The organism is Kitasatospora sp. NPDC101108 (assembly GCF_055584725.1).
The window spans coordinates 247,502-272,744 of record NZ_JBVJLM010000004.1; the positions used below are offsets into that span (position 1 = coordinate 247,502).

17 protein-coding genes are annotated in these 25,243 nt (G+C 70.8%); 7 read left to right on the forward strand and 10 right to left on the reverse strand.

Going from position 1 to position 25,243, the window contains the following annotated elements; translation table 11 throughout:
• Positions 1 to 475: 475 nt before the first annotated feature.
• A complete protein-coding gene (locus ACZ6Z8_RS12015) occupies positions 476 to 910 on the forward strand; it encodes a cupin domain-containing protein (protein ID WP_465608710.1) in 435 nt (144 codons plus the stop codon).
• A 418-nt stretch (positions 911 to 1,328) separates the two neighbouring features.
• Positions 1,329 to 1,877, forward strand: a complete 549-nt coding sequence (locus ACZ6Z8_RS12020) for a hypothetical protein (RefSeq protein ID WP_465608712.1) — start codon at positions 1,329 to 1,331, stop codon at positions 1,875 to 1,877.
• Here the strand turns inward: ACZ6Z8_RS12020 and ACZ6Z8_RS12025 are convergent.
• Positions 1,867 to 2,970: a hypothetical protein gene (locus tag ACZ6Z8_RS12025; RefSeq protein ID WP_465608714.1), complete on the reverse strand. Its 1,104-nt coding sequence runs from the start codon at positions 2,968 to 2,970 to the stop codon at positions 1,867 to 1,869. The two genes, ACZ6Z8_RS12020 and ACZ6Z8_RS12025, sit on opposite strands and share 11 nt — an antisense overlap.
• Before the next feature lie 323 nt (positions 2,971 to 3,293).
• On the opposite strand from ACZ6Z8_RS12025, the gene ACZ6Z8_RS12030 reads away from it, so the two are divergent.
• Together ACZ6Z8_RS12030 and ACZ6Z8_RS12035 are read left to right on the forward strand one after the other, a co-directional pair.
• On the forward strand, positions 3,294 to 3,599 hold the full coding sequence (locus tag ACZ6Z8_RS12030) for a hypothetical protein (RefSeq protein ID WP_465608716.1): 306 nt from the start codon (positions 3,294 to 3,296) through the stop codon (positions 3,597 to 3,599).
• Positions 3,600 to 3,927: 328 nt separating this feature from the next.
• On the forward strand, positions 3,928 to 4,035 hold the full coding sequence (locus ACZ6Z8_RS12035; RefSeq protein WP_465608718.1) for a carboxymuconolactone decarboxylase family protein: 108 nt from the start codon (positions 3,928 to 3,930) through the stop codon (positions 4,033 to 4,035).
• A gap of 418 nt (positions 4,036 to 4,453) precedes the next feature.
• On the opposite strand, the gene ACZ6Z8_RS12040 is transcribed toward ACZ6Z8_RS12035, so the two are convergent.
• The 4 genes from ACZ6Z8_RS12040 to ACZ6Z8_RS12055 are packed head-to-tail and all read right to left on the reverse strand — an operon-like array spanning position 4,454 to position 16,043.
• Positions 4,454 to 5,626 carry a hypothetical protein gene (locus ACZ6Z8_RS12040; RefSeq protein WP_465608720.1) on the reverse strand — a complete coding sequence of 391 codons (1,173 nt, stop codon included), beginning with the start codon at positions 5,624 to 5,626 and terminating at the stop codon, positions 4,454 to 4,456.
• Between the two features lie 22 nt (positions 5,627 to 5,648).
• On the reverse strand, positions 5,649 to 9,353 hold the full coding sequence (locus ACZ6Z8_RS12045; RefSeq protein WP_465608722.1) for a hypothetical protein: 3,705 nt from the start codon (positions 9,351 to 9,353) through the stop codon (positions 5,649 to 5,651).
• Between the two features lie 46 nt (positions 9,354 to 9,399).
• Positions 9,400 to 11,679: a hypothetical protein gene (locus ACZ6Z8_RS12050; RefSeq protein WP_465608724.1), complete on the reverse strand. Its 2,280-nt coding sequence runs from the start codon at positions 11,677 to 11,679 to the stop codon at positions 9,400 to 9,402.
• The gene (locus ACZ6Z8_RS12055; protein WP_465608725.1) at positions 11,676 to 16,043 is read right to left on the reverse strand and encodes a DUF6603 domain-containing protein; all 4,368 of its coding nucleotides are present in this window, start codon (positions 16,041 to 16,043) and stop codon (positions 11,676 to 11,678) included. The genes ACZ6Z8_RS12050 and ACZ6Z8_RS12055 overlap by 4 nt, the downstream gene beginning before the upstream one ends.
• Positions 16,044 to 17,178: 1,135 nt before the next feature.
• Here ACZ6Z8_RS12055 and ACZ6Z8_RS12060 point away from each other — a divergent pair.
• The gene (locus tag ACZ6Z8_RS12060) at positions 17,179 to 18,471 is read left to right on the forward strand and encodes a DUF4241 domain-containing protein (protein WP_465608727.1); all 1,293 of its coding nucleotides are present in this window, start codon (positions 17,179 to 17,181) and stop codon (positions 18,469 to 18,471) included.
• Between the two features lie 332 nt (positions 18,472 to 18,803).
• Here ACZ6Z8_RS12060 and ACZ6Z8_RS12065 read toward each other — a convergent pair whose 3' ends face one another.
• The 3 genes from ACZ6Z8_RS12065 to ACZ6Z8_RS12075 form a co-directional block, all read right to left on the reverse strand.
• Positions 18,804 to 19,064, reverse strand: a complete 261-nt coding sequence (locus ACZ6Z8_RS12065) for a hypothetical protein (RefSeq protein WP_465608728.1) — start codon at positions 19,062 to 19,064, stop codon at positions 18,804 to 18,806.
• A gap of 240 nt (positions 19,065 to 19,304) precedes the next feature.
• A complete protein-coding gene (locus ACZ6Z8_RS12070) occupies positions 19,305 to 21,089 on the reverse strand; it encodes a hypothetical protein (RefSeq protein ID WP_465608730.1) in 1,785 nt (594 codons plus the stop codon).
• 260 nt (positions 21,090 to 21,349) lie between these two features.
• Positions 21,350 to 21,748 (reverse strand): nuclear transport factor 2 family protein, encoded by a 399-nt coding sequence (locus ACZ6Z8_RS12075; RefSeq protein WP_465608731.1) that lies wholly within the window; start codon positions 21,746 to 21,748, stop codon positions 21,350 to 21,352.
• Between the two features lie 618 nt (positions 21,749 to 22,366).
• Between ACZ6Z8_RS12075 and ACZ6Z8_RS12080 the strand changes: the two genes are divergently transcribed.
• A complete protein-coding gene (locus ACZ6Z8_RS12080; protein ID WP_465608732.1) occupies positions 22,367 to 22,840 on the forward strand; it encodes a hypothetical protein in 474 nt (157 codons plus the stop codon).
• Here the strand turns inward: ACZ6Z8_RS12080 and ACZ6Z8_RS12085 are convergent.
• Together ACZ6Z8_RS12085 and ACZ6Z8_RS12090 are read right to left on the reverse strand one after the other, a co-directional pair.
• Entirely contained in the window at positions 22,764 to 23,507 is a 744-nt protein-coding gene (locus tag ACZ6Z8_RS12085; protein WP_465608734.1) for a hypothetical protein, read from the reverse strand. The genes ACZ6Z8_RS12080 and ACZ6Z8_RS12085 overlap by 77 nt on opposite strands.
• A complete protein-coding gene (locus ACZ6Z8_RS12090) occupies positions 23,508 to 24,095 on the reverse strand; it encodes an RNA polymerase sigma factor (protein WP_465608736.1) in 588 nt (195 codons plus the stop codon). It lies immediately after the preceding gene.
• Between the two features lie 322 nt (positions 24,096 to 24,417).
• Here ACZ6Z8_RS12090 and ACZ6Z8_RS12095 point away from each other — a divergent pair, with 322 nt between their 5' ends.
• Positions 24,418 to 25,023, forward strand: coding sequence for a GNAT family N-acetyltransferase (locus ACZ6Z8_RS12095; RefSeq protein WP_465608737.1), 606 nt, complete (start codon positions 24,418 to 24,420; stop codon positions 25,021 to 25,023).
• Positions 25,024 to 25,243 lie beyond the last annotated feature (220 nt).

A 25,243-nucleotide genomic window follows, 5' to 3' on the forward strand; every position in this document is an offset into this window, starting at 1 on the left:
GCGCGGCGCGCGACGGTCGGGCGGTCGGCCATCTCAAGCCCTCGCTCTCCGTTCGAGCGTGGAGCTCCCTGGCGCTGCGACTGGTGCCGGAGCAAGAAGTCCTGCTGGGGGCGGGACAAATGCCCCCGTTGTGTCGTCGGCGGGAATGTCGGCGGCAGGGCGGGCGAAAGCATGCTTCACCCCGCACCGGGCCGCCATTCGGCTCAGTCCCCGCGTGGCGACGAAGATGACGCCCCGGGCGGCGCGACCATGACAGATCCGCATGCGAACCCGTCTGGTGGGGGCAAGCGAGGAAGGCATATCCCCATGGGGTTGCATGACAAATTGGACAAAGCTCTTTGCTGACCACGGCGCCCAGCGCAAGGCCCTGGAGCCGGCTGTCATCCCACTAAAAAGGTAAGGATTGCTCCAACTGGCTTTGTGCGTCTCGCATTACCGCCGCGGTAATCCTTCACTGCACCGGGAGATTCCCCCCATGAACACTGCCCTGCGTACGGCGGTCACCGTAGTGGTGACCACCGCTACCGTCCTCATCTGCGCGCCCGCGCACGCCACACCGCCGGGGCCTGGCATCTCTTCCCGGCTCATCGCTCAATGGACGGTCGGGGACACCGATTACATCGTGCGGGAGGCAACGATCCCGCACGGCCAGGCCACCGGCTGGCACTACCACGACGGCCCCCTCTACGCCGTGGTGAAGCAGGGCACGCTCAGCCACTTCGACTCCCACTGCGCCTCCGACGGCGTGTACCCCCAGGGCAGCCTCTTGCAGGAGCCTGCGGGATCCAACCACGTGCACATCGGCCGCAACCTCGGCGACACCGATCTCGTCCTCGACGTGCTCTATGTGCTGCCGCACGGCGCGCCGTTGTCCGAGGACGCTCCCAACCCTGGCTGCTCCTTCCAGTGATCACGCCGGGGGCAGGGTCTGTTCGGCCCAGATGGTGTTGCCCCGCCTGGTCTGGCGGCTGTCCCAGCGCTGGGTGAGCTGGGCGGCCAGAAGCCGCCCTCGTCGAAGGCGTGGGCCCGGCGCAGTTGCGGTGAGTGGCTGTTGTCGTTCCGATCTGGAGGGGTGCTGGTCGAACGCGATTCTCGATCGGGTGAGTTCTGCGGTGGCCGTGCATGAAAGCAGGGCCTCTTGGTAGCTCGAAGGGTGTGACAGCCTGTCCGACGGGCCGAGTCAGGCCTGTGGCTGTCCGGGGCCGCCCATGAGGCGGGCGCGGAGGAGGGCGGCAACCCGATGTCAGGCCGGCATGCCACCATCACACCACCACGAGGAGAGAAGGGGAGCCACCGTGAGCTTCTTGGGGATGTGGTGCCTGATACCCATGCACGCCGACACCGTCGCGCACTACAGGACACAACTGGCCCCGGCCATCGAGGCCCACGCCGCACTTCCCGAATCCAGGGACCTCCTTCAACGGTGGAACCAGGCGGGCAGCGCGGAAACGTTCATGCATCAGTTCATCGACGCCGCCGGCCCGTCCGCACTGGACGAGAGGATCTGCCTCGTCTACGAGGCCTGGGAACGCGGCTACGACAAGGCCCTGCCCCACCTCGCGGTTTCCGTCCGCAAGGGCTACCCGGCAACCGCCATGGCCTTCGCCCTCGGACCTGAGCGCAATGCTGAACTACCCGGCTGGTTCGGAGACCTCATCCTCGCCCCCGAACAAGTCCTCCAAACCCTCCCCGCCGTCGAACGAGCCTTCACCTGGACCACCGAGACCCGACGCCGGGCCGAGCGGCTCCTCGCCGCCGCCCTCTACCCGGAAGGCGACCGGGAAGACATCGACGCCCTTCTCGACGGCGTACCCCCGATCTGGCGCGCCGCAGCACGCGCCGGCCACGGCCTACTCGGAGCGCACTTCATTCCCTGACCGCGCCAGCCGTCCGAGCCGTACCTCCCCTGAACCAACCGCACCCGACTCGGCCCGGCCAGCCCGGGCCAGCCCCGGCCAGCGCCACCACCCCAACGCACCGCACGTCGGAGACGACGATGACCCGCACGACCCCGCAACGCCCCGTGAACGTGGAGCAGCTCTTCCCCGAACTGGCGCCGCTGCGCCGCGACGCCGTACGCCTCCACCCGCGCGCCGGCAGCCCGTCCCCGGCCGAGAGCTCGGTCGGCGGGCCGCTGCTGTGGCCAGCAGATGAGCCGTGGCCGCTCTGTCCGAGCACCAGCCACCCGGGGGCGTGGGGACAGCCCGCGACGGAGGGGCCGGTGCCGATGGTGTCCGTCGTCCAGATCCACCGACGGGACGTGCCCCAACTCGACTTCCCCGCCGGGACGGACCTGCTCCAGGTGCTCTGGTGCCCGTTCATCGTCGACCTCTGCCCGGAGCCGACGCCGCGGGTGGTGTGGCGAGTTGGGTCGGCCCGGTTCATGGAGCTGTAGCGGGCGACGGAGAAGAACGCGGGCCGGTCGGTCCTTCCCAGTCCCAGGGGATTCTTGGCGCCGACGACTCCCGGGGCGGCCTGGTCGGCCCAGTTGCTGTGGGCGTAGAAGTCCTTGATCCGGTACCAAGCGCGGCCCAGGTTCTCCAGCACCTCGCACCTCGCCCGTCCCGGTCGGTCGTTCCACGTGCAGGCGGGGGAGATGGAGGTCTGGGCGGTGATGACGTGCCCGTTCGCGTCGACCAGCCGGTCCGCGGCGGCGAGGGTCCTCCTGACGTGATCGACGGAGCCCTCGACGCAGTCGATGATCTCGGCATCGGCCTGCGCACGGGTGCGGGGGTAGCGGCTGTCGTACCGGGGGTCGAGGTAGTCGGCGTTGCCGCAGTGGAGCTTGCCGATGCCGAAGTACTCGCCGTGGTCGTTGGCGACGATGGTGCCCGAGTTCCCGTCCGCCATCCCCGTCAGCGAGTTGGGGTGCCAGCCCTCGGGTCCCAGGGCGGCCCGGGTGACTTTCTCGTGGCTTCCCCCGCTGAAGGCCTGCGCCGGTGTCGCGGCGCCGAGGGTTACGGAACACAACGCGAATTGCCACAGAACGTGCGGCCCGCGCCAAGCCGCCTGGCCGTCGCGTCCTCGACCGGCACGTCCCGGTCCACCGCGACGACCTGGCCGGCTACCTCATCGACCTCGGCCGCATCGACGACGCCGTGGCCGTCCTCCAGCAGCAGTCGAACCGGCGTTTGCGCCAAGATCGCGGTGCGGCAGTCCGAGCTGCCGCCTCAGTCCTTCGACGACCAGGAGCCTGTATGTCGGTCGAGCTCGACATCCCGGAGTTTCCCCATGAGGAGCCTCCTGGCGGAATCACGTGCCGGCACAAGCCCTGGCACGGTGTCCTCGTCAGAGTGGACCGGATCCCTTTCAAGGCCGGAGACAAGCTCACCTTCGAGGTCACGGTCTGCAGCGATTCTTCCGGGCAGAGCCCGGCCGTGACGATCGAGGGCGTCGTGGGCGTCACCGCTGACACCACCACGGTCGACTACACCATCCCGTGGGACGGCGTCCTGGACGCCGTTGACGAGGGTTCCATCACGGTCTTCTACAGCCTTGCCCCTGCCGACGGCGGCGAGCCATCGACCTCCGAGGGCGCCATGGTCCGGTACTCCCGCCGACTGCCCAGCGGCGCCGTCTGCGGCCCGGACCACAGCTGAACAATCACCGGACTCCAGGTACGGGGCCTGCTGACGTGCCGTGACCGAGGGGGCGGGTCGTGCCTGCTCGGACCCCGGTGCCGCGGGTCAGCCGGACTCGTTCCCATGTGATTGTTCAGCTGAGGGAGCCAGCTCCGCTCTCTCCCTGCTCGGCCGTGCCGTGCCGGCTGAACACCCTGGAATCAGAACCACTTCGCAGCAGCGATCGTCAGCCGTCGTTCTGCGACTTCGTGTGTCTCGTGAGACACGTCTCAGCGAGCGTCTCGCCGCAGAGGCAGGCGCAGCCATGCGGGGCGCCCATAGCCCTGTACCGCGGTTACCGCCCCGATTGCCGCAGACCCAGTGCTCGAACTGCCTCGACGTACACACCGCCCAGGCCCGCCGGCACGGCGTCACCGCCGAGGAACTCGCGGAGGCCATCACGCACCACCTCTGACCGGCGGACCCACATGATCCCCGAGACTTCGGAACGCCCCTGCCCGGGATGCGCGCGTGGTCCCCGGAGTTGTGTGCAGAAGTGCCCAGGGGGCTGGGGAGGCCGAGGATGATGTCGGCGGCGCGGCCGGTGGCAGGTGACTTTCCCCCGATCGTCGGCACCCAGTCTCCCGGTCCACGGTACTGGAAGCCCGAGGGATGCTTGCAGATCGCGATGACTCGACTGAGTTCGTCCTGTTCTCCGGCCGTGCGCTGGAGAGCACGCCGGGGGCGGCAGCGGTCATTTCGGCCGACCTGACGGCACGTACGGCGGCGCAAGATGCCGCGCGGCCGCTCCCCGGACGCTCCGGGCGCTCGGGAAGTGGGGCTTGGAGCCTGTACCGTGCGACCTGCTGCCCGGTCAGTGGCACAGCGCCCGCTCAGACCGTGCCCTTCTTGAGCTGTTGCTGGGTCTCGTAACCGAGGGTACCGACGTTGAGCTCGCCCCGGACGAACGTCCAGCCCGTCTGGTCCTCTCCCTTGATGATCTCCACGATGCCTTTGCTGAGGCGGATCTTGGAACTGGGGTGGAGGAGCCCGGAGTGCACCAGATCGGTGTCCACGCTCTGGACGCGGAGGCGTGCCTCCCCCGGGGTGCCGTTCGAGTCCGGCCCGGTACTGATTCCGACGACGGTGTTGTCGAGCTCAATCCGGGTCGAGTAGAGGTAGCTGCAGACCTTTCCGGTTTTGACGAGCTGGGTGGCTGTGACCTGCTCGTACTCCGGGTTGGTGGCGGTGAGGGAGAGGGTGGCGTACTCGACGACGGTGTGGGCGTGGGAGCCGCCCGGGTCGACGGCGGAGGCGAGGAGGGTGAGGGTGGTGTCCCGGGTGACCGGAGCGGCGAGTTCGTGGGTCGTCTGGTCGCCCTCCCACAGGATGTCCCCGGTGCTGTCGTGGAGGCGGAAGAAGGTGCCGTTGCTCTCCCAGGTGAGGCGGACCTTCTCGTCCCGGCCGAACCGGGTCTTGGGTACCAGTTCGCGCTTGGTGTCGGTGGCGATGAAGTTGCTCAGGTAGAGCGTCGGCGAGCTGACCGGGAGGTGCATGGTGCGTCGGCGCTTGTCCCGGTCTCCCTGCTGCTGCGGGCCGGAGTGTTCCTGGATCGCGTATTCGAGCCGCCCTTCGGTGTGGTGCAGCGGGCCGTGGAGGAGGACGGTCACCGGCATGCCGAAGGGGGTGTTGGCGCCCTTCTTGCGGGTCAGGACGTAGCGCCAGTACGTGTGGCCGGTCGCCTGCGAGGTTTCCAGGGTGGGGGGCGTGATGCTCCAGTCGTCGTTGCTGACGGAGCTGTCGGGTTTGGTGGTGAAGTAGGCGCGGCCGTCGCCTCCGCTGCCGGCGACGGAGAGGTCGATCTGGTCGCAGTACACGGTGTCCTTCTTGGCGGGCAGCATGATGCTGAGGGAGAGGCGGTTGTAGGTCGGGATGGTGGGCCCGACGCTCGCCTGGAGGGGGGAGGGACCGCTCGCCGGTAGGTAGCGCAGCAGCAGTGGCTGGTCGGAGGTGCCGGCGGCGACGGGGGTGGGTGTGGGGGCGGGTGCGGGGGTGGGGGCGGACATGGTGTGGCCTCTCGACGGGGTGTCAGGACTTCGGGCGGGGGGCGGTGACGTGCAGGACGCCGTCTCTGAGCGTGGGGACCGCGTCGGGGAATTCGGCGTCGGGCGGTGCCTGGGTGAGGGCGTGGTGCACCCATGACGGCGTGGCGCGTTCGGACCACGTCCAGGTGGTGTGCTTGGTGTCGGGGTGCGGGACGGGAAGGGCCTTGGTGGCGGCGACGGCCTTCGGCTGGGCGAGCAGCGGGCCGAACGTGAAGGTGGCCTGGAACTGTGGGAAGGCGGTGTCGAGGACCTCGGCCGGCACGCGCAGTTCGGTGGTGGGGGTGAGGCCGGCGGTGGCGTGGACGGGGGCACGGGGGTCGACCAGGAGGAGGAGAGGGGTGGGGCGGGGGTCGGCGAACGCCAGGCTCGGGTAGTTGCCGTGCAGGCTGGTCTGGCCGAGGGGACCGATGGGGACGACGTAGCCGCCGGCCGTCCGGGGCGTGCCGACGCTGTGGAAGCGCTGGAGGTTCCAGTCGGTGCCGGTGTGGGTGTAGTAGCCGATCAGACCGTCGTCGCGGGCGGCCCGGTCGCCCAGGCGCACCGGGAAGCGGTAGCGGGCGAACGGCGGCGTCGGCCGCTTGGCCTGGTCCGTCTCGGGGAGGGTGGTCTTCCAGCCGGCGTCGTACAGCGGCGGGCCCTGGAGGGTGAGACGGAGATGGGCGGGGACGAGGGCGAGCGGGCGGCCGAGGAGCACCGAGAGGTTCTGGTCGGCGCGGTGGCCGAGCGGGTCGTTGGTCCACAGGGTGGAGTCGATGGCGTCGAGGAAGGCGGTGAAGCTGCTCGCCGTTTGCAGGGCTGGGGAGTTGACCAGGGCGGCCAGCAGCGGTGCGCGCCGTGCCACGTGGTCGAGGGTGGTGATCGGGCCGGTCGGCGGTGCCTGCCAGGCGGCCTGGTCGGTGGCGGTGCGTCGGACGCTGCCGAGGGGGGAGCCGTCGGGTGCGTGCAGCAGCAGGCTGTGGTCGAGGTGGTTGGGCAGCAGCCAGCCGGCGAGGGGTGTGGCGGGAGACGCGGGGGTGAGGTCGAGACGGGCGGGCTGGAGGGCGCGCGGGGGGAACTGCGCGACCGCGGCGACGCGGTCGTTGAGGCGGCGGCCGGCCGGGGTGGCGAGGGGAGTGTCGATGACCAGGGGGAACTTGTCGGCGTCGTGCAGGCCGCCTGCCTCAGGGGTGATGACGGACAGAACGCGGCCGAACTTGTCGTAGACGGTGAGGCTGGTGAAGTACGTCTGACCGGAGCGCATCGCGACGAAGGGCGCCGAGTTGCCGGCGTCGAGGTACGCGGTGGTGCTGACCGCGCCTCGGTAGCGGGCGGGGACGGGGCCGTCGGCGCTGCCCTCCGGGTAGCCGACGAGGTCGGCGATGCGCGCGTCCTGGTGTGCGCCGGGGCGGCGGAAGGTCCGGGTGTCGCGGGCGGTGAGGCGTTCGTTGAAGCCGGTGAGTTCCTGGGTGAGGTAGCCCCAGCGCGAGATGTCCTTCAGCCAGGTCTCCAGCGGGTGCTGCCCGCCGGTGTGGTAGCGGGTGACCGCGTCGCGGAGACGGGCGCCGAAGAGGGAGCGGGCGTGCGGCCCCAGGGGGGTGATGCCGTCCACGGGCACGGTGACGAGGTCCTGGGGGCGCGGGTTGCCGGTGTAGTGGTAGTCGGTGCCGTCGAACGTCCAGTACGGATCGCCCGTGCCGTCGGGGGTGTGCGGGATGTGCTGGTAGACGGCCTTCCATTCGAGGAGGAAGGGCTGCCAGGGCTGGGACCACAGGGTCAGACCGAGAGCGGGGAGTGTGCCCTTGTAGGCGCTGCGGGAGGCGATGGCCTCCCGGATGGCCTTCTCGGTGACGGTGGTGTGGGCCGTGGCCAGGGCGGGCGCGTTGCCCGGGTCGAGGAGGAAGTGCTCCTCCAACAGGCCGCAGGTGGGTTCGGGCGTGGCGGGGTGGAGGGTGGTGCTGGGCATGCCGCCCCCACCGGTGCACTTCACGCTGACCGTGGCGGTGCCGACGGCGAGTTGCCGGATCAGGGGAGTGGAGGTGTCGGAGACCAGGCGGACGGGGAGGGGCTGGTCGTCGACGGTGGTGTCCGGGGGCGGCTGGAGCCCGGCCAGGGCGATGACGGGGTTGGTGGGGAGCCAGTAGGGCTGCCGGGGGACGGCCTTGAGGGTGGCTCCCGTGGGCAGCCCCTTGGCCTTGGCGAAAGCCGCGATGCCGGCGCGCAGCGCGTCGTTGCGGTCGGGACGGCCCGGCAGCGGCTGGGGCACTTTGGCGGCCAGCTCCCGGACCTTCGCGCAGAGGTCGGCGAGTTGCTTGACCATGGTGGTGCCGGTCTCGGTGTAGAGCTGCTTCTCCATGACCGCCGAATGGGGAATGCCCTCCTCGTCCGGGACGGGGAAGAGGTGGGGCAGCAAGTGGTACTTGTGCCACAGGGAGTTGACCAGCCACTGGTGGGTGTGCAGTTCCGCGAGGGCGGCGTCCAGGGCCTCCTGGTCGTCGTTGAGGTCGGCGAGCCAGGGCAGCGGCGCCAGGGCCTCCGCGGGCGTCTCGGCGGCGGGCGGCGGGTCGACGACCCAGCGGTCTCCTCCGCCGAGCGCGGTGAACGTGGCGTGGTGGAGGCGCCGGGCCACACGGGCGTCGCCGCCCGGCTCGTCGGCCGTGGGCAGCAGATCGTGGAGGAAGGTGCGCAGCAGCTGGAGTTCGGTGACGGTCGGTGGTTCCTTGGCCGAGTGCAGGGCGCGCGCGGCCAGGGCGTGGAACGCGTCCTCGGTGGTGTTCCCGAGGGCCACGTCCAGGTGGGCGTCACGCTTCACCTCCGCCAGCGGATCGGGGCTCGGCGGGCTTCCGGTCGGATCCCACGGGAGGGACAGGGCGTTGCCCGCGTACACGCTGCGGACGGCGCGGGTGCTCGCGCCGGTGCTCCAGCCGAGGCGGGCCAGCAGCTGCGGGTAGTCCTTGTCGGAGGTGCGGCCGGGCGCCAGGACGTCGGCGGCGGGGTTGGCGTACCAGCCGATCAGGCTGTAGCCGAGGGTGTCGGCGGAGGTGATGTCGGTGAGGTCGTCGTAGAACGAGAAGACGTTGCCGTTGTGCGGGACGTAGGTGGCGAAGTAGGGGTTGGCGGGGCCGACGGCGGTGAGGAACTGCGGCAGGGTCGGGACGCGTTCCGCCCATGACTCCGCGCGGAAGGCGCGGCCCACGGAGACGAGGTTCGCGTCCTTCACGTCGTTTCCGTCGCGGTCCGTGACCCCGCCGGGCTCCACGTTCCGGCGGTACGGGTCCTTGCTGTCGCGCCAGCCGGTGACGACGGCGTCGGGCACCAGGAAGGGACTGGACCGGTCGGGGGAGTCGTCGCCCACCTTCTCGGCGTAGGGGCAGTCGCTCTCGACGACCCAGGACCGAACCCGGCGGGTCGAGCCGCCGCTGAAGCGGGTGAGCAGCCAGCGGTTGGGCACCAGGGGGAAGTCCACGGTGCCGGTGGCGGGGTCCTGGACGCCGTGGCGCAGGCCGGCGGGCAGAGTCCAGTGCAGGTGGACCCCCGTGCCCCGGTGCGCCTCGTCCTCGCTCCCGGCCTGGCCGGCCTGGGGTTCCGGGCTGCCGTACCACTCAAGCGACTGGTACGTGGGCTGCCAGGCACGGAAGGCGTCCCGCTTGCGCAGCTGGGCGTTGACGACGAGGGCGTCGAGGGAGAGCGGGACGACGAGTGTCGGCTTCATGCAACGACCCTTTCTGGGACGGCTCCCGCGGCGGAGCCGGTCGCGGTCACGGGCGGACGAAGGTGAGCGATTCGGGGGAGCGGACCAACTGGCACGCCAGGTCCGCCGCGTCGACGGTGATGGCGGTCTTGTCGTGCAGGCGCGAAAGCTCGTCGGCCAGGTGCTTGCGCAGCGCCGTGACGTCGAGGACCCCGGAGGAGCCGGCGGACCGGCGCAGGTGGTCGGTGACCCGCACCCACACGTCGGTGGCCTTGCCGACCTCTGTCTTCGGCAGCAGGCGGCGCAGCACGACCGACCCGGTGTCGTCGGTGCCGAAGCGGAAGCCGTCCGCCGGCTCCGCGAACTGGACGCTGTGCGGGGTGCCGTGGAAGAGGCAGAGCAGAACGGTGGGCGAGAGGTGGGCCATCCGCAGGACGGGCAGCGTCGCCTTGCGTCCGGCGTCCTTGAAGGCACGGACGGCGAGGTGGGGCCAGCCGGAGACGAGATCGGAGCGCAGCAGCAGCCCGGTGATCGAGCCGAGGTCCTTGAGCGGCGGGGTCTGCTCGGCGACCCCGCGTTCCTCGCTGCGGTGAGCGGTGGCGGCCGTCAGCGCGGCGTCGCGGATGACGTCGTTGACGGTCTCGGCCTGCAGGGTGTCGCGGCTGGATTGGGTGCCCAGACTGAGTGCTCCGCTGACGAGCGCGTGGGCCCAGTTGGCGTCGTACCGGAAGAACCGCAGGGAAGCGACGGGGAGCATGGCGGGATCCGGCACCAGGTAGCCGAACGGCACCGGGTGCAGGAGGAGCAGCCGGGCGATCCACCGTGCCGGCGGGATGAGCGCGGCGCCCAGCGCCTCCTTGATGGCCCGCCTGGTCGTCTCCTTGGCCAGGAAGTCCGCGAGGGACAGGGAGGACGGCCGGGGTGCGGGCGGCGACCAGCTCTGCGTCGGCTTGACGGGCCGGCCACCGACCGTGGCCAGCAGTCTGCGCTTCTCCAGGAGGGTGAAGAAGGCCGCCTGGGTGCTCGTCGGCCGGACGCCGTCCGTGGTGGGGAAGTGGACGCTGACCTCCCGGTGGTACAGCTCGTCGGCGATCGCGCGGGCACGGCGTTTGAGGTCGAGGAGGCGCTGGGCGAAGGCGGTGTCCGCCAGTGCCAGGACCCGGCCGGCCTCGAAGGCCGCGGCCAGGGACAGGTCGAAGGTGCCCCAGGCGGGCTCGTAGGCGGCCAGCGCGTCCGCGGTCCGTGCCGTCCTGGCCCGTTCGACGGTGGCCGGGGCGACCGGTGTGAGCGGTCCGCGGTACCACGCGAAGGTGCTCTCGCCGGAGCGTGCGTGGTAGGGCAGCGGGACGAACCCGTCCACCAGCCGCTTGCGTACCTGCTGGTGCTCGGGCTCGGCGCGGGTCGCGGGCAGGGGCAGGCGCAGCAGCATCCGTTCGCGGGTGTTCCTGGTCCCGTCCGGTTGGCGGGTGAGTTCTTCGGCCAGCGTGCGGAACGCCTCCCGGTCGTCCGGGCCGGACCAGAACGTCCAGGAGTGCAGCGAGAGCAGGGCCACCGCGGTGTACGCGCCCAGGTCGGGCTTGTCGACGAGGTAGGTCTTGTAGCCCTCCAGGGACACCAGGTGCGCGATGTTCTTCACCGCCGCCGCGCCGTCCGCGGTGCGGGGCGTGCTGGGGAAGCGGTTGGCCGTGACCACGGAGAACAGGCCGTCCTCCCGCAGGCCGAGGATCGGGCGGTCGCCGGTGTTGGCGGCGCGGCAGTGGGTGAGGAGGGCCACCTCCTCGGCGCGCGGCAGCAGACGGGCGAAGTGCGCGGTGGGTACCTGGATGTAGCCGCACGGGTCGGTGTCCCGCACTCCCTTGGCCTTCCTGAGGCCGACGGGTCTGAGCACCGTGGAGCCCGCCTGTGAGAGGAAGGCGCCGACGGTGCTGGAGAGCGTCCGCGTGGGGGACTGTTCGCCGCCGAGCAGCTCGTCGTCGGTGAGGACCAGCAGTGCCAGCCACGGACGGTCGCGGCTGGAGTCGCCGGGCGCCATCGCGCGCTCCCAGGGCAGTATGGGGTCGGCCAGCACGGCGTGCGGCAGGACGTGGCCGTAGCGGCCGCGGCTGTTGGCCGGGGGCGAGGTGGCGAGCACGCTTGCGGCGTCCAGGGAGAACTGGGCGCCCCGGACCTCGATCTCCTGGACGCTGGTGTACCGGTCGGAGACGGCCGTGCCGTTCTCCTCCAGGACGTGGGAGGCCGTCACGCGCCAGGTGCCGGACTGCAGCGCCGGTGTGTAGTGCGGGTGCAGTTCGAGGTCTCCCGGCGCGATGCCGTCGCTCGCGGCATGCCGGAGGGCGTCGGTCGTCACAGGCTGCTCGCCTTCTGGATCAGGGGCTGGTCGTGGAACAGCTGCCCGGCCTCGGCGGCCATCTTCCGCATGCCGTCGTCGGGCAGGACGTGCCGCACCGCGCTCTCCGCGGCGTTCCGGAGCTCCCTGCGGTCGGTGCTCACCTTGGTGCTCGCGATGGTGTTGCCGATCGTCTTCACCGCGTCCTGGGAGGCGGTGGGGAGGAAGGCGCTGCTGGCGGTGGTGGGGAGCGGCAGCAGCGCGCTGTCCGCCAGCGGTGCGTCCGCGTATGCGCTGATCCTGAACTCCCCGCGTGACGCGGCCAGTTGGGGTCGAGGTGCGCGCAGCTCGTAGCCCGTGTACCGGCGGGGCACGCGCTCCGCGCCGGGCCCGGCGGGGGTGTGGGTGAAGGGCTTCGGGGGCTTGCCCCACAGCGCTGCGGGGAGGTCCTGGTGCTGGGGGCGGACCGTCCAGCCGTCGTCGGCCGGGCGGCCGTCGTGGTGGACGGTCACGCGGTGCACGCCGACCAGTCCCGTGCGGTCCATCGGCCGGACGTCGACCAGCTCCTGGGTGAACGTCCGCTTGAGGGGGTCGTCCTTGTCCTTGGTGTCCACGGACGTCGTGCCGATGCGGAGGTGGCTGGCGGGGATGGCCGACTGGGTGGTCAGCCGGAGGTCCCGGGCCCGCACGTACCAGGTTCCGGTGGCGTCGTCCTTGTGTTCCAGGCCGCTGAGCGGCGTGATCGTCACCACCGTGGGCTTCTTCGGCAGCATGCCGGCGATCTCGGTCCACTTCAGCGCCTCGGCGGGCAGGGCCGTGGGGCCGGCGCCGAAGGAGATGGTCTTGGAGAACGGGCCGAAGTGCGCGGTGACCGTCCCGCCGGTCGGTGGTCCCCACAACCGCAGGTCGGCGTCGGCGGAGACCTTGATCGTCTTGTGCGTGATTCCCAGGTCCATCCGGTAGGAGGCGCCGACACTCACCGTGATCTTCGCGGCGAACGCGAACGGCTGCCAGGACATCAGCACGTCCGCCCGGGCGCTGAACCAGGCCCGCACGTCCCCCGAGTGGAAGGAGACGTCCAGGCACATCCCGGCCATCGCGCACGACGGTGTGATCGCCAGGTACGCCTGGGCGGTCACCGACACCGTGTCGCTGACCGCCCAGTCGATCCCCAGCCGGGGTACCGCCGGATAGTGGGCCGGCGCCCTGAACGCCGGGTGGTAGCCCCCGAGGGACACCACGAAGTCCCCGGCGTGCGGGCTCGTCCCGAACCACGCCCCGCACGCGAAGCCGCCGGTCAGATGGCACTCCGGGGTGAGCAGGTAGGAGGTCGGGGACAGCTGTGCCGCCAGGGTGAACACCCCCTCGGTCGGCCGGCACACCCCCTCGATGCCGAGCTCGGCGAACACGTAGGGGCGTGTCGCGGGCAAACCCTCTGCCTTGAGGGGGAGTTGGAGCGTGGAGACGCCGAGGAGCGACAGCACCACCTCGTTGCCGAACTCGGCCGCCACCAGCAGCCGGGAGTTCATGATCTTGAACGAGGTGAACTCCACGCCGACCGCCAGCCAGTAGCTGCCCTGCCGCGGTGCGATCCAGGGGCGTGCCCGGCCACCATCGACGGCCGGCTTGCGGCCCGCGAGCACGTCCAGGACGTCGGAGGGCTTGTGCGCGGTGCCCCGGCCCAGCGCGAGCAGCGGAAAGCCGGTCACCTCCTCGACCGTGGGCAGCGTCAGCGTCCGGTTGAAGCCGAAGCCCGCCATCAGCCCGGTCACGTAAGCGAAGGGCGGCCCGCCCAGCGGGCGGTTCAGCTGGGCGAAGACGAACAGCGAGGGCTCACCCGAGGTCAGCTGCGCGTACGAGCCCACCGCGGCCAGTGCGAACGACGGGGCGCTCAGGGTGGCCGCTCCGTCGAACTGGAACTCCACGTTCTCGCGGAGCGCGTCCTGCGGCAGCCGCAGCAGCGCGCCGCCGATCTTCACGGGCGGCGCCTGGTAGGACAGCCCCAGCCCGGCCAGGTCGAAGGCGGGCCGGAACCGGTCCAGTCGCGAGCCCACCGCCAGCCCGTCCAGCGAGAACTCCAGCGGGCCCATCGACAGCGCGGCGTCCAGCGCGAACAGCAGCGCGCCCTTCTGGTACAGCAGCCCGACGCGGTTCAGCTGGACCATGCCCAGCTTGCGGTTCACCGTCGCCCACGCCGCCGCCGAGGACCCGCTGGTCACGTCGGTGGGGGAGGCGATGGCGGGGGAGACGACGCGGCCCTCCAGCACCTCTCCGGTCGCCTCGCCGGGGGCCGGGTCGCGCCGCGCCGGAGCGGCCAGGGTCGGCGCCGGAGGGACGCCGGCCGTCAGCGGGACGGTTCTGCTCTCCACCCTCAAGGTCGCACTGGCCGCCAACCCCTTCGCGACCCCCGTGCGGGGCAGTCCCGGCGCGGAGGCCTCCGCCAGGGCTGCGTTGACCACTTTCGCCGCGGGCGCCGTGATCGTGCCGGAGCTGTACAGGATCTGGACGTCCTCCAGTCCCAACGCGTCGCCGGCGGGCAGGAGATCACCGACGAGCGGGAGGGCGGACAGGCCGAGACGCCCGGTCACGTCCACACCGAGGCAGGTGGTGCGCGTCGAGTCGGCGACCACCCGGACCACCTTCAGTCCGAAGGGCTCGATGGTCAGGTCGGCGGGGATCCGGGCGGCCGCGTCCGGAGCGAGGGCGTGCACCAGGTCACGGAGCGAGACCTCGCCGCCCCGGCTCGCCATGCGGTACGTCCCCACCAGCACCGAGGTCGTGCCCTCGCTGCGGTGACGCACCTCAAGCGAGAAGTCCCCCACCTGGAGGGTGCCGCCGTAGGTGACCGTCGAGCCCCGCTTGACCGCGGAGAGCACGGCATCCGCCGTCATGCCCGGTGCCAACTCCAGCGATCCGTGACAGCGGACGGCCATCTCGCTCCTGCCGTGGGTGAACGACAGGGCTTTCGCTTTCAACGACCGCAGCGGCTCCGGGAAGTCCTTCACCTCGACCCCGAGCGCCTCGGCGGCAGCCACCAGCAGTTCCCCGCCCGTTCCGGTGACGACGCCGGAGAACTCCCAACCACCCTCCTGGCCACTGGTGTGCCAGGCGCTCACCTCCATGATGAGCGGCTTCTTGCGGCCGATGGCCACGGTGCCGCCGAACCGCGCGGAGACCCGGTTCCCCTCCCGGACCACGAGCAGCTCCAGTGCCTTGACGGTGGGTCCGCCGCTCAGGCTCCAGGTGCCGCCGAGCCGCACCGACAGGCTCTGGGTGCCCCCCAGGCCGGCGGTGAATTCCAGGCCGCTGACGGTCAGCCCCTCGGGAATTCCGTCGCGCGGGGCCCCCAGGCCCTCCAGGAGTTGGCCGAGGGTGAGCGTGCTGAGGAGGGAACCGGTCACTTCCAGGTCCGCGACCCGTACCGCCCCCTCGAAGGCCATGGTGTGCGAGCTCTTCGGCAGGGCGAAGGTCAGCTGGAGGGCGATGTCCGCCCAGGCCACGGAGAACGTCGTCCGGTCGCCCGACTTCTTCCTCAGGCCGTAGCTGAAGCCGGTGATGCCGGTGGCCTTGTACACCTTGAGGAGTTCGTCCCGAGCGGTCTGGTCGAGCGATGCGCCCCCGGGAAGCTTGGTCGCCAGGTCCGCGAGTGCGAAGGCGTCCTTGGCGGAACGCACCGTCACCTCCCACAGGAGGGGGCCCAGTGCCGCCGCGGCCATGGTGACCGCAACGCCCGCGAACGAACTGCCGGTGAAACGGAGCGAGGCGTCGCCCGCCGCCGTCACGGTGAAGGTGACCTCGGAAACGGTCGGTCTGTGCGCCAACTCGGAGGGCGTCACGGACGGCCACGCCTGGGACTGCAGGATCAGCCGCAGGGTCAGCGTGGTGCCCTCGATCCGTGCCGGGCCGGACCCCGCTCGGCCCTGTGCCTGCTCCTGCTCGAACGTGGCCAGCAGATCGCGCAGCCGCGGCGGCAGCCGGGTGTCCGACGCCTTCAGCGTCGGGGGCGACCCGAGCGTGTTGTTGATGTGCTCCTGGAGCTGCTTGAGGTCCACCGACTCCTGGGCCGGCGCACCCGCCACCGGCTGTCCTTCGCCGCCGTGGACGGCGATCGCGCCGGTCGTTCCGCCGGACCGCTTCTCGTACAGGCAGCCGTCACGAATGATCTTCTGCGCGGCAGGACGCGGGAATGGTTTGTCCTCGTAGAGGTACTTGCCCCCCTGGTGAGCCGTGGTGACGTCGTTCCATTTCCTGAAGATACGGTCGAAAGTCGGCGGCGGAACCTCGAACAAGTGCGCACCGAGATTTGCCCCGATCTGCTCGGTCTGCTCGATCCCGTCCCCCCAGGATCTCCTCTGCAGTTCATGGAACCCGTCGAATCGGGCCATCTCGGAGGTCATTCTCATCAAGAGGTGGGCCGGCAGCTCCGCTGCCGCGGTTTCCGCGATACCGGCCGTTCCGTTCAGCACCGCGTCGCGGTACCGCACCAGGACGCCGAGCCATTCGTCCAGGAGGCCGGGGGCGAGCTCCGCGCGGCCACAGTGTTCCACATACCGTTTGGCGAACCAGCGATGCTCGGGCGGTACTTTCGTGCCCTCCGGATGGCGTGGATTCGATGTCGCTTTTCCGTCGGCACTCTTGTCCACGAAAGGAACATAGGGATCACTGTCATCGACCGTGTAACCGGCGCCGTAAAGACTCCGAGTGTCCCAGTAGATCTCGACCGTTCGGCGGCGGCTGCCCGAGACCTCGAACACGACCCTGCAGAGTTCCTCGTCCTCCCTGCCTTTCGTCGGAACCCGCCAGTTCCTGTACCTTTCGCGCAACCACTTGATCAGGTCGTCGTACCGCGCGAAACGCGGGATTCCGGCGGGGATCGAACGGATGACCGCTTCATTTTCCGCCTGCCGGCCAGCCTGGTATTTTTGAACATTTTCTTTCCCCATGAAAGGTACTCATCTCCCTCTTCTGGCGAATCGTCACGGGCCGGTGTCCGCGGAGCGGAACGTCCGGCATGGGGGCGGTCAGGGGAGGCGAGGCTCCGGTCGCCGGCGGCCGAGGACGAGCGGCCGGATGCGAGCCGGACGAGACGGCTGGTCCGAGGCCTGTGAGGACCACTCCCCGGGAGCAGGCCGTACGGCGCCCGTGGGGAAGACCTGCCCAGCGCTCCGGGGCCGGAGGCCCGGTACGGCGCAGGATCACCCGACCAGCGGCGACTGAGCGCCTGGACGGCGTGGTCCTCGCCGCCGCCGACCGGGTCCCTGGGCAGGGCGCTGGGCTGAGCTCCTGGGCAGGGCCGTGCCACCGTGCTCCCGGGACGCGCCCCGGGTGTCGGCTCCGGCGCGCCGTGCCCCTCGCTGGGCGGGTCGGTCCGGTGCAGCCGGTCGTGAGCAGGCCCGCCACGAGGGCGCGGAGTCCGGAATCGCCATCGGGCTGTCCCGCCCGGCTCGCGGCCGGCAGCGACTCCGTCGGACCCGGTCTCTATGGTGATCCACGGAGCAGGTGGCTCGATGGAAGGCAGTGATGACTGAGGTGCACAACGACATGCTCGTCGAGGCGTTCTACTGCGACGGGTGGGATGCCCTGAACCGTTCGACGGTCCGGCCGATCCCCCGCGAGGAGGCCGCCCGTCGGGACGCGGCAGGCGAGCCGTACGCGGTCATGCTCGCCGCCCTCGGGCAGGAGCTTCCCGTCGCGGTGCTGCATGTCGCGTGGAGCGAGCACTACCTGGGCCTGTGGCGGTTCGACTCCTTGGGCCGCCGCGTGTTCGAAGCCGACCTGCGCAGGCTGGAACCGACACGGCTGTTCCTGCGCCACCTGGCCGAGTGGCGATACGAGCAGCAGGATCTCCCCGACCTCTCGGACGAAGCCTGGAGGCGGACCATCGATCTGTACCCGGACGGGAAGAACAGCCAGGGGCTGTACCCACGCGGCCGGCTCGGGGGCTCGACGCGTACCCTGGTCGACCTGCCGCGCGACCTGTGGTGGCTGCAGGTCCCGGAATTCGGGCGCTGGGAAAACCTGCTGACAGCACCCCAGTTCGGGCTGCAGGGAACGTTCACGCTCGTCGAGGAGACCGCGGACATCGCACCGCAGCCGGCCACTGGTGTGGCGGAGCCTTTCGGCTGGCGGCCGCCGGTGCCGGCGGCCGCGCCCTGGCTCGATGAGTTGTTCACTCCTGGGTTCAGGTTCACGCACCGACACCGGTCGAAGCCGCTCACCATCGAGCCGGTGAGAACGGTGACCGAGATCGCTCTGCCGACAGGGCAGCTGGCGGTCTGTGACCCCTCGTACCTGCCCGACGGCATGGAGGGTGACCCGCTGGTGGTCGAAGTTCCGTCCGGCGTCTACCCGGTGCAGGAGACCGGCGCCAGCTACGAGGACGAAATGTTCGGCGACCGCTTCACGGCCCGCGACACATTTGCCGTGCGTCTGCTGGTGAGCGAGAAGCCGACAGCCAGCTGGACGATGGCAGTCCCGCCGGGCAAGGACCTGAGGCTGCTGCGTGACGGCCAGTACTTCGGCTTCGGTGTCGACTCCGCCACGGGCTGCTTCGTCGAAACCACCGCTCGAACCGAACTGGGCCGCCGCTACATGCGGGCCCTTACCTCCGGCGGCGGCGAAGGCGTCCACGACACCGAAGACGGCTACAGCAGGGTGACCGACGACGCTACCGGGGCAGAGCTGGTCACCTTCGTGCTGGGCGGAGACGGCGTCTACCCGGTCTGGGTGGGACGCGACGACGCGGGTGAGGTCACGGCGGTCGTAGTGGCGGACAGCTTCGAAGTCGGCTGTCTGGAACCGTTGGCCCCATGAGCAGGGGTACCAAGCTGCGAGTACGTGGCCCCGATCCGACCAGGTAACCGAGCTCCGGCAGATGCACACCCGGCTGGCGCGTCGGGCCGCTGTCCGCCGCGCCCGGACACGACCCAGGGCCGCCTGTCGGCCTATGGATCGTGCCCGGCCCGACAGAAAGTCCGTCAGCCGACGGTCCGGGCGCTTTCTGCCGCTCGGGCAACAGCTCGGCTCTCACCGGGCACCCAGGCCCAGCCGGCCTCGGCGTAGGCACGGACGAGCTCTTCCAGACCGTCGCCGGCCTTGGGCAGCGGGGCGTGCAGCACGACGACGATCCCCGGCTCCCGGTCGTCTCAGACCGGTTGAGGGTAGTGCTCGACCACCCGGACGGTGTGGAACGGGTAGCCGCCCTTCGCCGGCGTGATGTACGGCCTCTCGTGGATCGGCCCCACCAGCAGGCTGACCAACGACAAGGAGTCGCCGACGGCGGGCACCGCCAGCGCCGTGAATCCGTTCTCCTTCACCGCCGAGCAGATGTAGCCCTTCGACTCCCCGCCCGGCCCGGGGGCGGGCTGCTCCCAGAAATCGACGCGCACACCGATTGTTACCGTCATGGCCGCCATCCTGCCGCCGCGGTGCCCGCCGTGGGGCCGAAATGCCCGAGGCTTCACGCCGGACCGAGGCGGCATGCGCCGGAGACCGGTGGGTGCGACGGCAGTTGCGGACCGCCTCCGCCCGGGCGGGCGGCAGGGATCTGCTCGCCGGCCCGAGCGGCCGTCCGGTGCAGGTGCTGTGCGGCTGGCCGCTCGGGAGATGGCTGCCCTGGTCCGCCGCCGACGGCCCGCAGCCGCTTCTCATCGGCCACGAGCCGCACCGCACCCCCGGATGCCGCCCTGGGTCTGTGCAGCTTCGGGCCCGCTCGTCAGGTCTTGCTGTTGGTGAGGTGGCGCCCGATCAGACCGACCAGGATCTTGCCCGTCGGACCGGCGGTGTCGTCGTAGAAGTGGATGCGGGGGGGAGATGGAGCCGCGGACATCGAGTTTGATGTGGGCCTCCATCAGAATCGAGCCTTCGGAGCGGACCTGTCTGGGCACAGGTAGGACTCGTTCGTCGGCCCACTGGTTGAGGGTTTCCTCGGACTCGACCATGGCGACGGTGTTGCCCGAGATCACGACGGCGCCGCGGGGGCTGCGCAGGCAGAACTCCCGGAAGTTGCCCTTGAACCCTTCGTCGGTGGAGATCTCCGCGTAGCTGCTGAGGGCCTGGAGGGCCAGCCAGGCCTTTCGGGCCCAGCCCGGGACCTTGCGGGTGTCGGTGTCATCGAGGAGCAGGGTGCGGGAACGGTCGCCCGTGAACTGGACGCCCGGGAGTGAGGCGATGCGGTCGAGGACTTCCTCGAAGGTTCGGGGTGCGTCTTCGGTGTCCTGCTGGGCGTAGGCCTCGTTGCCCGCACCGAGCGACATGAGGAGGATCCGCAGCCGGCTGATCTCGCGGTTGGCCCGGTCCAGGAGGTCGAGCGAGTCGAGGTGCTGGGCGAGTTCGCTGTCGTTGTTGGCCTCGGAGGCGGTGAGTTTGGCGTTGGCGTCGTTGAGCTGGTGCTGGAGGCTGAGCTGCATGCGCTGCTGGCGGGCGATCTCCTCGTCGCGGGCGGACACCATGGCGGTCAGGCGGCTGACTTCGCTGCGCGCCTCGGCGGGGTCGAGGTGGGCCGGTGACGGCTCCGCCCGCCGCTGGTGGGGCAGCGGTACCGGGCTGGTGTTCAGCAGGACGAGCCCGGCGAGGCGCTCCGGAACGGGCGAGTCGAGCGTGTGCTCCTGGACCCCGCTGGCGATGTGTCTCCACGCCTCGTCCCGCCGGTCGTTCAGGCGCTGGTAGGTCAGGAACCGGTGGCGGTACCCGTCGGCGGCCCAGGCCGGATCGACGCCGGGCAGGTAGGTGCGCACGGCGCCGGGGGCGACCCAGTGGTCCGGTCCGATCTCGCGCCGGAACGCTTGGACGGCGGCCTGGTCGGTGAGCAGGAAGAGCGAGGCGAAACCGGCAGCGCGGTCCCAGGCCTTGTCGGTACGCCGGGTCCAGTGTTCCGACGGCTGGTGGGGGCGGGCGGCGACGATGACCGGGCGGCGGCGGTCCTGGTGGGTGAGGACCTCCAGGAGGTGGTCGACGTCGCCGGTTCCTATGTGCTGAGGGGAGGCCGTCAGCCGCGTCACCGGCGCCCAGCCGCCGTCGGCCTCGGGGGCCAGGCCGTCGATGACGGGAAGCGCGGCGACGAGCTCCCGGATGATCCGGGGCGGCCCGCTCGCCGGCAGGCTCCCACCGCTGTGGCATTCGAGGTCGATCGCCACCAGACCGGTCCCGCCGCCGTCGGGACCGACGGCGGTGAGCGTGGTCGTCCACCGCTGGGCCCGCTGCTCGATGAACTGCAGGCGCAGGCCCACTTCGTCACCGTCGGGGCTGTAGGAGCCGACGACGTCGAGGGTGGTGCTGGCGTCGAGCTGATGCTGACCGGAGGAGCCGAGGGCTTCAGTGCCGTAGCCCTTGCTGTCCAGCCAGGCGGCGGCGTTCCCGCGGACGGTCTTGAAGATGTCCGGCCGCTCCTCGGTGTCGGTGCAGTCGATGGTCAGGGTGGTTCTGTACAGCATGGTGCTGCGGAACACGGGCAACTCCGGCGATGCGGGGACTCGGGTGCGTCCGGAGCGTAGCGTCAGCGCGTGATTCCCGTAGCTGGTTCGGGAGTTGGCGTGATTCGGCGGCTTCCGGCCGGCTCGCCGGCCGCGGTCGCGGTGCCACCGATGACGGCGGCCGCTCGCTGAGGCGGCCGCGCGGCTTCCGCGAAGTCACCCGGCCCGTGCCGCGGTGGCCGGCAAGCCGTGACCTCGCGGAGGCCGTGCCTTGAGCCGGGTCACATCACGGAGTCGGTCTGCAGTGGGCCCGCAGTGACACGGAGCGTCCGGATGCGCACCGGCTCTTCCTGGTCGAGGTAGAAGATGTGCATGAAGGGGGCGCGCACCACCCGCTCCGGTTCGGTCCTCCTGGCCATGACCGCCTCACCGCGCAGCAGGCGGACGCCGTCGCCCGCGGTCCAGAACTCCAGGACCTCATGGCTGATGACCAGCGGTGCGTCGATCTTGACGAAGAACTCCTTGATGGCCTCGACGCCGTGGATGTGCGCGGTGCCGAAGTACATGTCGGTGTCGTCGGTCAGTGGCGCGAAGCCCTTGCCGAACTCCAGGGTGTCGATGGCGTCCATGAACTGCAGGACCCAGCCGGGGACGGTTGTCGCTCGTGCGGTGTCTGCCATGGTGCGGACTTCCTGATCGGACTGCGGCGCACGGCCCTTGCCCACCGTGCCTTCCCCACTCCCGGCGATCTGAACGCCGCCTTCCGGCGGGGACGTCACTCGCCGAACGCCGCCCTTCCCTACTATCGTCGTACGCCTGTTCCGGTCCCGCCCTGCCCGGCGACCTCGTCGCCGAGGCCCGCTGCTTCCAGAACACCTGACAGGGGCAGGGCGCGCGCCGGCCCGGTCGGGTGCGGCGCGTGCACCATCGGGAATCGGCTATTCGCGCAGTCGTTGCCCAGGGCATGGCGAAGATCATCACGCTCGGCGCGCTCTCCCTGTCCCTGACCGCCCTCGCCGCCCCGGCCCCCGGCCCCCGGCCCCCGGGCTAGCATGGCGCGGCAGCGGACCGAGGGGGGAGCGGATGGTCGAGTGGGACGGCGTGGCGGAGCGGGGCGTCTACAAGGACGTCTATCTGGCCGAGCGGGACCAGCTGTCCGATGCGGCGCACAGGGGCGACTGGCCGGCCGTGCTGGCGCCGTCGCGAAGTCGCCCGGCCTGGCCAACACCCGTCGTGTCGGCGGCCGCAGCGGCTGGGCGCCGCTGCACCAAGCCGCCTGGCACAACGCCCCGGCCGAGGTGGTCCAGCAGCTGTTGGACGCCGGCGCCTGGCGTACCCTGCGCTCGACGGAGGGGGAGCGCCCCGCCGACGTCGCCGTCCGGCTCGGCCGCGACGCCCTGCTGCCGCTGCTGGAACCGGCGCCCCTGCACCAGGTGCCGGAGCCGGACCTGCGGGCGATGGAGCACTTCCTGCACGCGCTGATCCGGGTCCGCACCGAGTACTACGCCGTCACGACGGCGCTGGTCCTCCCGCAGGTCTGCGTCCTGACCGAACTGCCCGACGCCGAGCTGTGGTTCAGCGTGCCCGGCATGTACGGCGGCTTCGGCATCCGCCTGGAGGAAGCCGAAGCCGCGCCCCGCCTCACGGCCGCTGCCGGCCCCGCCGTGAGACGACCGTGGTGGCACAGGCATGGCTCTACTGGAAGTGAACCGTGCCGGGCGGCGGGGCCGGCAGGCAGTCCGGACCCGACCCGTCCAGCAGACCTGCCGTGATCACGCCGTAGGCGTGGGAGGGGTCGGTCTTGGCGAGGGGGAAGCCCACCATGAGCAGCTTGCCGGCGGGGATCTTGCTGGGGCGGATGTAGAGAACGGTCTTGCCGTCCTCCCCACCGATGTCCCAGCCGTCGGCCGGCAGGCTGGTGCCGCCGGGGGAGGGGTGCGCCGAACCGGGCGGGGCCGAGCGCGGCGTTTCGCCGCGGGGCGGCGCCGCGTTCGGGGAGGCGTTCGGGGACGAGGACGGGCTGGCGGACGGGGACGAGGACGGGCTGGGGGACGCGGTCGGGGCGTGACCGCCCCACGGGGTGGCGCAGTCGGGGTCACCGGCCAGCACACGGCTGTGAGCGCCGATGCGGTCCAGGTCCTTCTGCAGCCTGCCCAGGTCGATCTTCCCGGCCGGGTTGACGATGGTGAGTTTGACGAGGTCGTTCCCGTCGTTCTGCAGGGTGTAGGCGGCCGCGGGCTGGCTCGGCAGCACGGTCAGGGCGACGCCTGCCACGGCGGCGGCCAGGCCCGAGGCCAAACCGACCGGGACCCAGCGCACGCGGACACCACGGCGGGGTCGGGCCGTGGCCGACCGGTCGGGGTGCGGGCTTTCCGCCCGCTGCTGGACATGGTTCTTGAGCTCGTGCATCAACCGCTCCTCGAAGCGTTCGGCGTTCATTCAGGCCTCCACAAGGGACGAGGGGGACGGAGAGGATTCGGGATTGGCGCCGGGCTGCTGGAGGGCCTTGCGAGCCCGGTGCAGCCGGACCCTGGCAGCCACGGTGCTGATACCGAGTGCCTTGGCGGCCTCGGAGACGCTCAGACCGTCAACCGCCACCAGTTCCAGCACCTCCCGCAGCCCGCGCGGCAGCAGAGTGATGCGTTCCAGCAGCTGTCGCGAGGCGCGCTCGGCGTCGATGCGCTCCTCCAGCCGTGCGATGTCATCGCCGTCCAGCAGTCGGTGGCCGGCTATTCGGCCCTCGGCCGCCCAGACCCGCGCCGCGCGCCGTTCCTGGGACGCGGCCACGTTGCGGGCGATGCCGTGCAGCCAGGCGATCGGCGTGCCCAGCTGCGGCCGGTACCCGCCGGCGGCGGAGATCGCCGCGAGGAAGACCTCGGTGACCAGGTCGGCCGCAGCGTGCGGGTCCCGGGCCCGCCGGGTCGCGTACCGCAGCACCGCTTGCACGTGCTCCCGATAGAAGGCCTCGAACGCCTCCGGATCCTCACCGATCCGCGCGACCAGACCGCTGTCCGGCGGTTTCCTCACATCGACTCCCTTGTCCGTCCGTCCCCCACATCTCCTCTTGGCGACGCACGACAGGAGCGTTACATCCGAACCAGACCGACTTCGAGGCCCAGGACTCGGGGGGCCGGCATGTGAGGCGATGTCATGTCTGTCGGCATCGGACCGGGCCGCGCGAACGATTTCGCCGATGCCGCCTTGGCGGTCGACTTCCACGACCGGCACGCCTTGCCGAGCGGGGGAGGCGACAGTGCACAGGGATCGCGGCGGCGTGGGCGGGCGCCCGTTCGCGCGGGCGAGCGGAAAACAGTTGCCGCCGGCCGGGCGGGCTGCTCGAATCGCCGCCGTGGACACCTACATGGAAACCGAGCGGATGACGCTCCGCCGCTTCACCGGGGCGGACGTCGACGCCCTGGCCGCCTTGCACGGTCACCCCGACGTCATGCGGTACATCGACGACGGCCGCCCGGTGCCCAGGGCCGTCGTCGAGCAGCAGCAACTGCCGCGCATCCTCCGCGAGTACGCCGACCTTCCGAGCGGTCAGGGCTGCTTCGCCGCAGAAGAGAAGTCATCCGGGGCGTTCCTGGGGTGGCTCTCGCTCCGGCCCGCGAGCAGCGTCGGCCTGAATGGCGGATCGGAGCTGGGATATCGCCTGCTGCCATCCGTCTGGGGCCTGGGCCATGCCACCGAAGGCGCGCGGGCACTGGTGCGATACGCGTTCACCGAGCTGGCGGTGGACCGGATCGTGGCCACCACGATGACGGTCAATACTGCCTCAAGGCGGGTCATGGAGAAGGCCGGCTTGTCCTTCATCCGCACCTTCTTCGAGGAGTGGCCTGAGCCAATCGGGGGAGCAGAGCACGGCGATGTGGAGTACGCGGCCACACGCGAGACCTGGGTCCGGCAGCACGGCGACCGGTTTCAACCAGGGCCACACATCCACAGGTCTTGACAATTGCCTGTAGTCGGCTCCGGAAGTCCGGGGGCTAATCTCTGATAATACGTCAAAAAGCTGATCGACAAGCTTGTATAGACTGTGCACGACGGGCGTGGAGGACACGCTCGCCGCAATAGTCAAGCGCTTGCAGCAAGTCCAGGACGGCAAGCGAGCCACGGCCACTGCGGCGGACGAAGCGGCCAAGGCCGGCGCGAAGTAGACAGACGGCACCTCA